This is a genomic window from Paracoccus marinus (assembly GCF_007018965.1).
Lineage (GTDB): Bacteria > Pseudomonadota > Alphaproteobacteria > Rhodobacterales > Rhodobacteraceae > Paracoccus > Paracoccus marinus.
Window position 1 is genome coordinate 31,500 of sequence record NZ_VJYZ01000004.1, and the last position, 12,253, is coordinate 43,752.

The following is a 12,253-nucleotide window of genomic DNA, read 5'->3' on the forward strand; positions in this document are numbered from 1 at the left end:
CGGCCGTTCGTTGCTCAGGCGGTCGCTGGCAAGTCGGTCGTTGCTCAGGCGGGCGTCGCCCGCGCCGCGACGCACTTCGTCCTCGCCGTCCTTCACGCCGTGCTTGAACGCGGTGATCCCCTTGCCGACCTCGCCCATCAGCGACGACACCTTGCCCCGGCCGAACAGGACAAGGACCACGACGGCGATGAGGAGGAGGCCGGGAAGGCCGATGTTGTTCAGCATCTCAAGCTCCTTCGTCGGGCCACGATGGCCCCGGGTCGCGTCATGTCTATTCCCCCCACACGCCTTTGCAAAGTCCCATCACGGCGAGGTGCGCTTGGCCAGCGCGCGCGGATTGGGCATAACCGTTCCATGACCCGCACCGCCCCGCACCCTTGCTGCACGCCCGCGCCGCGCCCCTTGGTCCCCGGAACGCGCAGTCGGCCCCTTGCCGCCGGGCGCGCGCCATGATCGGCGACGACTACATGCGCCTTGCCTACCTCGTGGTGCTGCTGGTGGCGCTTGGCGGCTTTCTCGTCACCGATTTCCGCAACCGCCCCGGCCAGACCAGCCGGCAGGCGCTGGCGTGGGTGCTGATCTTCGTGGCCGTGATCGCGGCCGCGGGCCTGTGGGGCGACGTGCGCGACAGGGTGGCCCCGCGGCAGGAGATCGCGGGCGGCGGCCGGATCGAGATCCCGGCCTCGGCCGACGGGCATTACCACCTGAACACGGACCTGAACGGCACCACGGTGCGCTTCGTCGTCGATACCGGCGCCTCGACTATCGCGCTGGGGCGAAAGGACGCACGGCGGATCGGGATCGACCTCGACGGCCTTGTTTATGCGGGCGAGGCGCAGACGGCGAACGGCAGCGTCAAAACCGCCTCGGTCGTTATCGACCGGATAAAGATCGGCGACATCGTGGACGACGACGTGCCCGCCGTGGTCATCGGCGGCGATCTGGACCAGTCGCTGCTGGGAATGAGCTACCTGCGCCGCTTCGCCCGCGTGGGGATCGAGGGCGACAGGCTGGTGCTGGAACGCTGACTGCGGCCCGCGCGGGCGTTCAGGCCTTGCGTTCCCACTTGCCGCCGCCCTCGGACCAGTATTCGGCCGCCACGCCCGCGCCGGTCAGCGCCCGCCACTGCGCCCGGGCATGGGTCACCGCGGCCTCGTCGTTGCCGTCGAACAGGATGCAGACGCGGGCGAGCCTGTCGCATTCCGCCGCCTCGACGTCCGCCCCATCTACGGCGATGACGCACTGGGGATCGTTGGCGGCGGCCTCGACAGCCGTCTGGCCGTTCCTGCCCGTCACGGTCAGCAGCACCGGCTGACGCGCGTCGTGCGGCCCGCCGGCGATGCCGTGGGCCATGAACCCGTCGCCCTGCCACAGATGCTCGTCCAGACGCGCCATCCGGTCGGCGTCGGTGCCGCGCAGCTCGATCCGCCAGCCCGCCGACTGGCTCTTGCCGATCAGCGTCGGCACCAGCCCCTCGGCGGGGGTGCGGGTCAGGTGATAGAACATCGCGGCGCCCACGCCCGTGCCTCCGGTCCTGCCTTGAACACTGTCCCGGTCCTGCGCTTCAGGCCTTGCGGGGCGCGTCGGCCCCGGCCTCGAACCCGTCGCGGATCATCCGGTCCAGCGTCATCACGCCCCAGCCGGTCGCGCCCTTGGGCGCAAGCGTCGTGGCGCCCGGCGGCAGCGCGACCCCGGCGATGTCGATATGGGCCCAGGGCGTGCCCTCGCGCACGAAGCGCTGCAGGAACTGCGCCGCCGTGATCGACCCGGCCGGACGCCCGGCGGAGTTCTTGACGTCGGCAAGCCGGGAATCGATCAGGTCGTCATAGGCCTGCCCCAGCGGCAGCCGCCACGCGCCCTCGCCCTCGGCCTTGGCGGCGGCGAGGACCTGCCCGGCAAGCCGGTCGTCGTTGGAAAAGACGCCCGCATGTTCGTGCCCCAGCGCGACGATGACGGCGCCGGTCAGGGTGGCGAGGTCGATCACCGCCGACGGCTGGAACCGGTCCTGCGCGTACCAGAGAACGTCGGCCAGCACCAAGCGCCCCTCGGCGTCGGTGTTGATGACCTCGATCGTGTCGCCCTTCATCGAACGCACGATGTCGCCCGGGCGCTGCGCGCGGCCGTCGGGCATGTTCTCGACCAGGCCGACCAGCCCCACGACGTTGGCCCGCGCGCCGCGCAGCGCGAGCGTCCGCATCACGCCCGCGACGACGCCCGCGCCGCCCATGTCCATCGTCATCTCCTCCATGCCCTGCGCGGGCTTGATCGAGATGCCGCCGGTGTCGAACACCACGCCCTTGCCGACCAGCGCCAAAGGCGGCTCGTCGCCGCCGTTCTGCCAGCGCATCACGACGACCTTGCTGGGCGCCTCGCTGCCCTGCCCCACGGCCAGAAGCGCGCGCATGCCAAGGCGCGCAAGCTCGCCCTCGTCCAGCACTTCGACCTCGAGCCCCAGTTCGCGCATGGCGAGCAGGCGGTCGGCGAAGTCGGTGGTGGTCAGGATGTTGGCGGGTTCGTTCACGAGGTCGCGGGTGAAGAACACGCCCTCGGCCACCGCCGCGCCGTCGCGGGCGTTCCGGGCGGTCGCTTCGGCATCGGCGACGATCATGGTGACGCTGGCGCGCCGGGGCTGGGGGGCGGGGGTGGCCGCGCCGTCATCGCCGGCGTCTGCGCCGGCGTCCGCAGTGCCGCCGGTCGCGTCGGCCAGCAGCGCGTCGGCACCGGACCCGGTGCGACTGACGCCCTGCGGCGGGTTCAGCGGCGCGTCCGCCGCGCCGTCCGTCGTGTTGTCCGCCACATCTTCCACGCCGTCCGCCGCATCCTTCTTGCGCGTCTTGTGGACCGAAAAGTCATAACCGCGCAGCGCCAGCCCCAGCGCGATCTCGGCCGCCTGCGGGTGGTTCGCCGCGACGACCGTCACCTCGCCGGTGCCGATCTTCGCCCCGATCGCCGCCCCCGCCTTGCGCGCCACCAGCGCGTCCGCGCGCCGGGGCAGGTTCACGAGCTGGATCGCATCGGCTTCCAGCCCCGCGGGGAAGGCGAGCTCCATTGCCTCGCCCGGCTTCACCTTGCGCCAGGCGTCCGACGCCATCGCCCGCGCCAGCGCCTGCCGGGCGGCTGCGGGCAGGCCCGAGGGCGGGCGTCCCTGATCGCCGACCATAAGCGCGATCCGGCCGCGCGCGGTCTTCAGATCGGGCGCGTCGGCGGCGGCGACGAAGCGGATTTCGACGGGTTGGGACATGGTCGGGCATTCCTTCTGGCAAGCCCGGCGAAACCTAGACCCGCCGCCCGGGGATGGCCAGAGCCGCGGGCCGCGGTCGCTTGGGCGCGGCGGAAAAGCCCCGACCGGCGCAGCCGGGACACGGTCGGCGGCGAAGCTCGCGCCGGGGCCCCGGGCGGGCTTTCGCCAACGCGCGTCTGCGGCTAATCAGGGTCAACGGGGGACGAGGCCGGTCAGGGCCCGAACAAGGGCGCCAATGACGCGCATCGACAAATACATCCTGTCGCAGTTCCTGGGCCTGTTCGGCTTCTTCGGGCTGGTACTGGTATCGGTCTACTGGATCAACCGCGCCGTGAGCCTGTTCGAGCAGCTGATCCAGGACGGGCAGACCGCGCTGGTGGTGCTGGAGTTCACGGCGCTGACGCTGCCGCTCGTGATCTCGGTCGTGCTGCCGGTCGCGGCGTTCGCGGCCGCGGCGTTCGGGACCAACCGGCTGACCTCGGAATCCGAGATGGCGGCGATGCAGGCGGCCGGCATGTCGCCGTGGCGGCTGGCGCGCCCGGTCCTGGTCTTCGGGATCGTCGCGGGCGTCATGGTCGCGATCCTCGTCCACGGGCTGGTGCCGATGACGCGGTCGCGGCTGGCCGACCGCCAGGCCGAGGTGGCCGAGGACATCACCGCGCGGTTCCTGCGCGCGGGCCAGTTCCAGTATCCGGGCGCGGGCATCACCGTGTTCATCCGCGACATCGCCGACGACGGGCGGCTGCTGGACGTGTTCCTGCAGGACGCGCGCGATCCGGCGCGGATCACCGACTATACCGCCTCGCAGGCGCTGGTCGTGCGCGCCGACACCGGGCCGCGGATCGTCATGCTGCAGGGGATGGTGCAGTCGCTGATGCGCGACGGCGAGCAGCGGCAGCTGTCGGTGACCCGGTTCGAGGATCTGACCTACGACCTGGGCAACCTGATGCCCGCCGACGAGGATGAACGCGACCTTCGCAGCTATTCGACCGCGCGCCTGCTGTCCCCCGACGCGGACCTTCTGCGCGCGACCGGCGCCTCGCCCGCCGAGGCGCGGGCCGAGGCGCACGAACGGATCACCAAGCCCTTCATGGCCCCGGTGAGCGCGCTTCTGGGGTTCGCGGTCCTGCTGCTGGGCGGCTATTCGCGGTTCGGGGTCTGGCGGCAGGTCACCGGCGCGGTCGTGGCGCTGATCCTCGTCCAGATGCTGGCCACGGCGGCGGCGAGCGCCGTCGCCGGATCGCCCGGGCAATGGCCGATCCTCTACCTGCCGCCGGTCGCGGGCGCGGCCGTGGTGGCGCTGGTGCTGGCCTGGGTCGCGCGGCCGCGCCGGACGGCCCGCGCGCGCGGGGCCGGCGCAACACCGGACACGGGGGGCGCGGCATGATCCTGCATCTCTACCTCGCGCGCCGCTGGTTTCGGCAGTTCCTGATCGTCGGCGGCGCGTTCCTCGCGATCCTGTTCCTGATCGACCTCGTCGAACAGATCCGCCGCTTCGCCGGCGCCGGGATCGGGCTGCGCGGCACCGCTGCCGTGGCCGCGCTGAACGTGGTGAGCAGCTTTTACGCGATCCTGCCGCTGATCGCGCTGCTGGCGGGGCTTGCGCTGTTCCTGTCGATGTCGCGGTCGTCCGAGCTGGTCGCGGTCCGCGCCTCGGGGCGGTCGGGGCTGCGGGCGTTGTCGGCGCCGGTCATCGCGGCGACGCTGGCAGGCGCGGCGGCGGTCGCGGTCCTCAACCCCATCGTCGCGGGAACGTCGCGCCGTTACGACGCGGCGGTGGCCCGGATCGACCGGCAGGGCGAGCAGACGGTGAGCCTGGGCGAGGGCGCGGTCTGGCTGCGGCAGGGGATGCCCGCCATGCGCCGCGGACCCACCCCGGACACCCTGTCCGAAACCGGCCAGATCGTCATCCGCGCCAACCGCGCCAGCACCGACGCGACCACGCTTTACGACGCGACCTTCGTCGTCTTCACCCCCACCGACGGCCCCACCCTGCGCTACGAGGCGGACTCGGCCCAGCTTGAACCCGGCGCGTGGCTGCTGCGCGGGGTCAAGGAATGGCCGCTCGACGCCGACAACCCCGAAGTCGCGGCCCGCGACCTGCCGATGCTGCGGCTGCCGACCGAACTGACCGCCGCCCGCATCCGCGACGGCTTCGGCGCACCCGAGGCGGTGCCGGTCTGGCAGCTCGCGACCTTCATCGACGGGCTGGAACGGGCCGGGTTCTCGGCGATGCGGCACCGGGTGTGGCTGCAGATGGAACTGGCGCGCCCGTTCCTGATGGGCGCGATGGTGCTGATCGCGGCGGCCTTTGCCATGCGCCCCAGCCGGGGCCGCCGGATCGCCGCGATGGTGCTGGGCGGCTTTGGCGCGGGGCTGGGGCTGTTCTTCCTGCGCAACCTGGCGCAGGTGCTGGGCGAGACCGGGCAGGTGCCGCCCGCCATGGCCGCGTTCGCGCCGATCGCGGTCGCGGTCATGCTGGCGCTCGCGCTGCTTCTGAAGCTGGAGGAAGGATGAGACGCGCGGCCCTGACCCTCGCCGCCCTGACGCTCGGGGCCGCCGCCGACCTGGCGCTGGCGGACCTGGTGCTGCCCGATGCGGCCGCACGCCTGGGGATGCCCGCCCACGGCGCCGCCCGCGCGCAGACGATCCTTGATGCCGAGATGACGCCCGACTGGCTGGACGGCCCGGCGCTGGCGCCGACCGAGGAAAACGTCACCGACGCGCCCCTGGCCGACGGCACCGCCGCCGCCGTCCTGCCCACGCTGGACGACAGCGCCGCTGTCACCATCGACGGGGGGACAATCGACGGCGGGACCATCGAAGGCGGGGCCCCGCGCCAGCCCGCCGCACCCCAGGACGACGGCGCCGCCACGCTGCTGGCCGACCGGGTCGAGGTGTCGGGCGACCGGGTGCTGACCGCCTCGGGCGGGGTGGTGGTGTGGTATGACGGCGCGCGGCTGGTGGCGTCGCGGGTCGTCTATGACGGCGCGTCGGGCCAGCTTGCGATCGAGGGGCCGATCCACCTCACGCGCCCGGACCTTGCCGGCACACCCGACGACACGATCCTGATCGCCGACCAGGCGCAGCTGGACGAGGACCTGCAGGACGGGATCCTGCGCGGCGCCCGGCTGGTCCTCGCGCGCGAACTGCAGCTTGCCGCCGAGGAGGTGCGCCGCACCGGGCAGGGCCGGATGACGACGCTGACGCACGTGGTCGCGTCGTCATGCCAGGTCTGCGCCGACAACCCGACGCCGCTGTGGGAGATCCGCGCCCGCCGCATCATTCACGACAGCGAAACCCGCCAGCTTCACTTTGACCGGCCCGAGTTCCGCGCCTTCGGCCTGCCGGTGGCGACGCTGCCCGCGCTGACCACCCCCGACCCGACGGTCGAGCGGATGACCGGCTTCCTGCGCCCGCGCTTCCGCACCACCACCGCGCTGGGGTTCGGGATCAAGCTGCCCTACTTCGTCACGCTGGGCGAACACGCCGACGTGACGCTCACCCCCTATCTCGCCGCCAACCGCACCTCGACGATGGAGCTGCGCTACCGGCAGGCGTTCGAGAACGGCGCCACCGAATGGAACGGCGCCATCTCGCGCGACGACATCCGCCCCGGCGAGACGCGGGGCTACGTCTTTGGCGCGGCGCGGTTCGCGCTGCCGCGCGACTACACGCTGACGGCGCAGGTGCAGACCGCGTCCGACCGCGCCTATCTGCTGAACTACGACATCACCGAGGCAGACCGCCTGTGGAGCGGGCTGACCCTGGAACGCTATCGCCGCGACCGCAGCCTGAGCGCCCGGATCGGCAACTACCAGACGCTGCGCGAGGACGAGGACGATTCGACCTCTCCCGGGCTCGTCGCCGACGCGATGTGGAGCCATGCGTTCCGCCCGCCCGCGCCCATAGGCGGGCGCGGCTGGCTGGAATGGTCGGTCCACGCGCATCAGCGATCATCGGACGAGGACCGGGTGGGGCGCGACGTGGTCCGCGCCTCGGTCGCGGTGGACTGGCGGCGGCAGGAACTGTTGGCGGGCGGGTTCCTGGGCGCGGCGCAGGTCCGGGTCGATGGCGACGTCTACGAGATCGGGCAGGACAGCCGCTATGACGACACCGTCGCCCGCGCGCATCCCGCCGCGGGGGTGGAACTGCGCTGGCCGCTGATCTCGCGCGGCACTGCTGGCGGAACGGCTGGCGGAACGGCTGGCGCGACCCACATGCTGGAACCGGTGGCGCAGCTGGTCTGGTCGCCGCGCCGCGACGATGACGACGACGACGATGGCGACCTCGACGACGACGATGACGACGTCCCGAACGAGGACAGCACCCTGGCCGAGTTCGACGAGGGGAACCTGTTCTCGTTCAACCGCTCGCCCGGCTGGGACCGGCGCGAGGGGGGCCTGCGCGCCAATCTCGGACTGACCTGGACCCGGATCGACCCGACCGGCTGGTCGCTGGGTCTCACCGGCGGCCGCGTCGTGCGGTCGGGGGACGAGGACGGCGGGCTGGTCGGGCCGGTGTCGGGGCGCCGCTCGGACTGGCTGCTGGCCGCGCATTTCGCCGATCCGCGCGGATTGGCGGTATCGAACCGGGCGCTGTTCGACGACGGGTTCGACCTGTCCAGCAACGAGCTGCGCGTGGGCCTTGCCCGACCGGGGCGGCAGATCAGCGCGGGCTACCTGTGGATCGACGCGGGCAACGAACCCGGCCGCGACCGCGACGTGTCGGAACTGTCGGCCCGCACCGGGATCCAGCTTGCCGCCGGCTGGTGGGCCACGACCGATTCCCGCTACGACTTCGTGGCCGACCGCGCGCAGAAGACCGAGCTTGGGCTGCAATACCGCAACGAATGCGTGACCGTGGACCTGTCGCTGGACCGCCGCTTCACCTCGTCCGACAACGTCTCGCCCGACACGAGCTTCGGGCTGTCGGTCCGGCTGGGCGGGTTCGGGCGGCAGGCGGACGGTCCGGGACAGGTGGCGCGGCGCGCCTGCGTGCGCTAGGCTCGCGTTCGATTTTCAGGGGAACACCAATGCGGCGGATCATTCAGGTAACGGCCTTGGCGATGATGCTTGGCGGATCGGCGCTGCCGGCGCTGGCGCAAGGCCCCTTCGCACCCGTCATCTACGTCAACGACTCGGCCGTGACCGCGTTCGAGGTGGACCAGCGGACCCGCTTCATCCAGCTGCTGAACGGCCCCGACAGCGACCGCGAAAGCGTCCTGCGCGAGCTGGTGAACGACCGTCTCAAGATGCAGGCCGCTCGCCAGATCGGGGTCGAGATCACCGACGAGGCGCTGGCCCAGGGCGCATCCGAGTTCGCCGGGCGCGCCAACATGGGGACCGAGCAGTTCATCGCCGCGCTGGCGCAGGCGGGCGTCGAGGAACAGTCGTTCATCGACTTCGTGCGCGCCGGGATCGCCTGGCGCGAGGTCGTGCGCGCGCGGATCGTGCCACAGGTCAACATCACCGACCGCGAGATCGAGCAGGCGCAGACCCGCGCCGTCCAGACCCCGATCGTGACGCAGGTGCTGCTGTCCGAACTGGTGATCCCCGCCCCCCCGGGGTCCGAGGAACGCGCGCTGGCCCAGGCCGAAGAGGTCGCCCGCGCGGTCGGGTCCGAGGCCGAGTTCGCCGCCGCCGCGCGCCGCCTGTCGGCCACCCCCTCGGCCCCCAACGGCGGGCGGATCGACTGGCTTGCCGTCGGCAACCTTCCGCCGTCGCTGCGCCAGGTGGTGCTGCAGCTCAGGCCCGGCACGGCCTCGGCCCCGCTGACGGTGCCGGGCGCGGTCGTCATGTTCTTCTTGCGCGACACCCAGGGCACGCTGCGCGCGGGCGCGACCGACCAGACCGTGGATTACCTGACGATGGACCTGCCGACCGTCGCCGACGGCGCCCGCATCCTCGCCGTGGCGCAGTCCTGCACCGACGCGCGGGCCGAGGCGAACCGCTTCACCCCCGACCCCGCCCGGCGCGAGACCGCGCCCCTGGGCGCCGTGCCCGCCGACGTGGCGCAGCGGCTGGCGAGCCTTGACGACAACGAGGGGACGGTCATCGACTATGGCAGCGGCGCGCGGCTGGTCATGCTGTGCAAGCGCACGGTGACGGCGCTGGCCGAACCCGAGCCCGCGTGGATCACCCCGCCCGGCGTTGCGGCGACCGCCACCCGCGACAATTCCCCGGCACCCGCCGCAGGCGCGCCGCGCAGGTCCACGGGCCTGTCGCCCGCCACCGGCGCGCCGATCGCCGACCAGCCCTCGGCCGGCGTTCCCGCCGAGGTCGATGCCGCCGCCGACGCGCCCGCCCCGTCACAGCCCGCCCCGGCCGAGGCTGAGGCGGATCCCGCCGCCGAGGCACCGGCAGAAGCCGTGGCACCCGAGCAGACGCCCGTCGCATCGCGCGAGGATATCCGGGCCGAGATCTTCAACGACAAGATCAACGCGGCCGCCGACGCCTATCTGGCCGAACTGCGCGCCGACGCGATGGTGCGCCAGCCGTGACGCGCCGCCTGCCCCGGCGAACCGCCCGAACAGCGCAGGCCGCGTGATGCCGCAGCCCATCATCCTAACCTGTGGCGAACCCGCCGGGATCGGCCCCGAACTCGCCCCGCAGGCGCTTGGCGCGGGCGTCCCGGTCGTCTGGATGGGCGATCCCGCGCACCTGCCCACGGGCACCCCCTGGCAACCGGTCGAGCGGCCGTCCGACCCCGTCGGCGTGGGCGTGCTGCCGGTGCTGGTCCACCCCTTCCCCGCCGCCGCGGTTCCGGGCGCGCCCGACCCCGCGAACGCGCCCGCGGTGATCGAGGTCATCGCCCGCGCCGTGGCCCTTGCCCAGTCGGGCGAGGCGGGCGGGATCTGCACGCTGCCCATCAGCAAGCACGCGCTGATCGAGGGCGCGGGCTTCGCCTTCCCGGGCCACACCGAATACCTCGCCCATCTCGCGGGCGGCGTGGACGTGGCGATGATGCTGTGTTCGACCACCGTGAACCCGCCCTGCCGGGTGGTCCCGGCCACGATCCACATCGCGCTGGACCAGGTGCCGGCGGCCTTTACCCCCGACGCGCTGACGCGCGCGATCCTGACCACCCACGACGCGCTGGTCCGCGATTTCGGCATTGCCGCCCCCCGGATCGCGGTGGCGGGCCTGAACCCCCACGCGGGCGAGGGCGGCGCCATGGGCCGGGCCGAGACCGAGTGGATGGCCCCCCTGCTGGGCGCGCTGCGCCAGCGCGGGCTGGACCTGATCGGCCCCCTGCCCGCCGACACCATGTTCCACGCGCCCGCGCGCGCCGCATGGGACGCGGCGATCTGCGCCTATCACGACCAGGCGCTGATCCCGGTCAAGACACTGGATTTCGCAGGCGGGGTCAACGTGACGCTGGGCCTGCCGTTCGTGCGGACCTCGCCCGACCACGGCACCGCCTTCGACATCGCCGGGCGCGGGATCGCCGATCCCTCCTCGACCATCGCCGCGCTGCGGCTGGCGTGGAACATGGCGTCCGTCCGCATCTCGGGCGAAGCCGCCATCGCATGAGCGGGATCGACGCGCTGCCGCCCCTGCGCGACGTGATCGCGCGCCACGACCTGCGCGCAAGAAAGCAGTTGGGCCAGAACTTCCTGCTGGACCTGAACCTGACCGCCCGGATCGCGCGCGCGGCGGGCGACCTTTCAAGCTGCGACGTGCTGGAGATCGGCCCCGGCCCCGGCGGCCTGACGCGCGGCCTGCTGGCCGAAGGCGCGCGCCATGTCCTTGCAATCGAAAAGGACGCGCGCGCGATCCCCGCCTTGCAGGAAATCGCGGATGCCTATCCGGGTCGGCTGACGATCGTGCAGGGGGATGCGCTGCAAGTCGATCCGCTGGCGCAGCTAACGCCGCCGATACGGATCGCCGCGAACCTGCCCTACAACATCGGGACGGAACTGCTGATCCGCTGGCTGACGCCGCCCGCGTGGCCGCCGTTCTGGCAGTCGCTGACGCTGATGTTCCAGAAAGAGGTCGCGCAGCGGATCGTGGCGAAGCCGGGCGGCAAGGCTTACGGCCGCCTCGCGCTGCTGGCGCAGTGGCGCTGCGACGCGCAGATCGTGCTGACGCTGCCGCCGCAGGCCTTCGTGCCCGCGCCCAAGGTGGAATCCGCCGTGGTGCAGCTGACCGCGCTGCCCGCGCCGCGCTTTCCGGCCGACCCGGCGGTGCTGTCTGAACTGACCGCCGCCGCGTTCAACCAGCGCCGGAAGATGCTGCGGGCGGCGTTGCGCGGCCTGCACCCGGACATCGAGGCGCTGCTGGTCGCGTCGGGCATTCCGCCCACCGCGCGCGCCGAGGAGATCGGGCTGGAAGGGTTCTGCACGCTGGCCCGCAACCTTGCGCAGGCGCGCGGCAAGACTTGAGCTGAGGCTGAGGCTTCAACGCGGGCAATGCAGCGGCATGGCGGCGGACGCAGCGGCCCGCCGCCTGCACGTCATTCCTCGGATGCGGTTTCCGGCGCGGTTTCCGGCGCGGTTTCCGGCGCGCTTTCCGGTGCGGGCTCGTCGGCCTTGCGGCGCCGCGCGCGGGGCGCTGCGCCGGTGTCGGCCGCAGTGCCACCCGCGGTTCCGGCAGCACGCGGGGCGCGGGGGGCACGGGGCGCGCGCGGACGGGGCTGTTCGGCCTGCGTCTCGGGCGTGGCCACCAACCCCTCGTCGGCGTCGGTCGAGATCGCCTCGGGGATCGACAGCCCGTCCTCGTCGGCGTCGCGCGACCGGCGGGCCGAGCGCAGGAAGGCGGGCGCGGAATCCTCGTCGCGCATCCGCAAGGCGTCGTCGCGCCCGGCGGTCCCGGCAAGGTCGTCCGACACGTCAGTGGACGTCGTGCGCGAGGTTTCCGCAGGTGCGTCGACGGGGGCGGCGACCACCTCCTCGATGGCGTCGTCGCGATCCTCGAACGGATCGGCGCGGCCGTCGGACTGCGGATCGGGGCGGCTTTCGGGCCGCGTGTCGGGCCGGCTGTCGGCGCGATTGTCGAAGCGGTTTTCAGT

9 protein-coding genes and 1 pseudogene are annotated in these 12,253 nt (G+C 72.7%); 7 read left to right on the top strand and 3 right to left on the bottom strand.

Annotated features, from left to right (window positions below):
- Positions 1 to 54: 54 nt before the first annotated feature.
- Positions 55 to 225, bottom strand: a pseudogene (tatA, locus tag FNF32_RS15510) (twin-arginine translocase TatA/TatE family subunit); the annotation flags it as partial.
- Between the two features lie 224 nt (positions 226 to 449).
- Between tatA and FNF32_RS00870 the strand changes: the two are divergent.
- Positions 450 to 1,028, top strand: a complete 579-nt coding sequence (locus tag FNF32_RS00870; RefSeq protein WP_131672828.1) for a retropepsin-like aspartic protease family protein — start codon at positions 450 to 452, stop codon at positions 1,026 to 1,028.
- 19 nt (positions 1,029 to 1,047) lie between these two features.
- Here the strand turns inward: FNF32_RS00870 and FNF32_RS00875 are convergent, their stop codons facing one another.
- Together FNF32_RS00875 and FNF32_RS00880 are read right to left on the bottom strand one after the other, a co-directional pair.
- On the bottom strand, positions 1,048 to 1,518 hold the full coding sequence (locus FNF32_RS00875) for a DNA polymerase III subunit chi (protein ID WP_131672827.1): 471 nt from the start codon (positions 1,516 to 1,518) through the stop codon (positions 1,048 to 1,050).
- Between the two features lie 46 nt (positions 1,519 to 1,564).
- Positions 1,565 to 3,241, bottom strand: coding sequence for a leucyl aminopeptidase (locus FNF32_RS00880; RefSeq protein ID WP_131672826.1), 1,677 nt, complete (start codon positions 3,239 to 3,241; stop codon positions 1,565 to 1,567).
- Between the two features lie 235 nt (positions 3,242 to 3,476).
- Between FNF32_RS00880 and lptF the strand changes: the two genes are divergently transcribed.
- From lptF to rsmA, 6 genes are read left to right on the top strand one after another with little or no spacing between them, the layout of a single operon-like run.
- On the top strand, positions 3,477 to 4,628 hold the full coding sequence (lptF, locus tag FNF32_RS00885; RefSeq protein WP_131672825.1) for an LPS export ABC transporter permease LptF: 1,152 nt from the start codon (positions 3,477 to 3,479) through the stop codon (positions 4,626 to 4,628).
- On the top strand, positions 4,625 to 5,758 hold the full coding sequence (lptG, locus tag FNF32_RS00890) for an LPS export ABC transporter permease LptG (protein WP_131672824.1): 1,134 nt from the start codon (positions 4,625 to 4,627) through the stop codon (positions 5,756 to 5,758). Before lptF ends, lptG begins: the two co-directional genes overlap by 4 nt.
- A complete protein-coding gene (locus FNF32_RS00895) occupies positions 5,755 to 8,247 on the top strand; it encodes an LPS-assembly protein LptD (RefSeq protein ID WP_131672823.1) in 2,493 nt (830 codons plus the stop codon). Before lptG ends, FNF32_RS00895 begins: the two co-directional genes overlap by 4 nt.
- A 29-nt stretch (positions 8,248 to 8,276) precedes the next feature.
- On the top strand, positions 8,277 to 9,743 hold the full coding sequence (locus tag FNF32_RS00900) for a peptidylprolyl isomerase (protein ID WP_131672822.1): 1,467 nt from the start codon (positions 8,277 to 8,279) through the stop codon (positions 9,741 to 9,743).
- Between the two features lie 46 nt (positions 9,744 to 9,789).
- On the top strand, positions 9,790 to 10,776 hold the full coding sequence (gene pdxA / locus FNF32_RS00905) for a 4-hydroxythreonine-4-phosphate dehydrogenase PdxA (RefSeq protein ID WP_131672821.1): 987 nt from the start codon (positions 9,790 to 9,792) through the stop codon (positions 10,774 to 10,776).
- Positions 10,773 to 11,627, top strand: coding sequence for a 16S rRNA (adenine(1518)-N(6)/adenine(1519)-N(6))-dimethyltransferase RsmA (gene rsmA, locus FNF32_RS00910; protein WP_131672820.1), 855 nt, complete (start codon positions 10,773 to 10,775; stop codon positions 11,625 to 11,627). The genes pdxA and rsmA overlap by 4 nt, the downstream gene beginning before the upstream one ends.
- Positions 11,628 to 12,253: the final 626 nt, after the last annotated feature.

Bases quoted from the DNA above. Each gene is read 5' to 3' on its own strand.
- FNF32_RS00870 (WP_131672828.1), top strand. From the start codon at position 450: ATGATCGGCGACGACTACATGCGCCTTGCCTACCTCGTGGTGCTGCTG.
- FNF32_RS00880 (WP_131672826.1), bottom strand. From the start codon at position 3,241: ATGTCCCAACCCGTCGAAATCCGCTTCGTCGCCGCCGCCGACGCGCCC.
- lptF (WP_131672825.1), top strand. From the start codon at position 3,477: ATGACGCGCATCGACAAATACATCCTGTCGCAGTTCCTGGGCCTGTTC.
- lptG (WP_131672824.1), top strand. From the start codon at position 4,625: ATGATCCTGCATCTCTACCTCGCGCGCCGCTGGTTTCGGCAGTTCCTG.
- FNF32_RS00895 (WP_131672823.1), top strand. From the start codon at position 5,755: ATGAGACGCGCGGCCCTGACCCTCGCCGCCCTGACGCTCGGGGCCGCC.
- FNF32_RS00900 (WP_131672822.1), top strand. From the start codon at position 8,277: ATGCGGCGGATCATTCAGGTAACGGCCTTGGCGATGATGCTTGGCGGA.
- pdxA (WP_131672821.1), top strand. From the start codon at position 9,790: ATGCCGCAGCCCATCATCCTAACCTGTGGCGAACCCGCCGGGATCGGC.
- rsmA (WP_131672820.1), top strand. From the start codon at position 10,773: ATGAGCGGGATCGACGCGCTGCCGCCCCTGCGCGACGTGATCGCGCGC.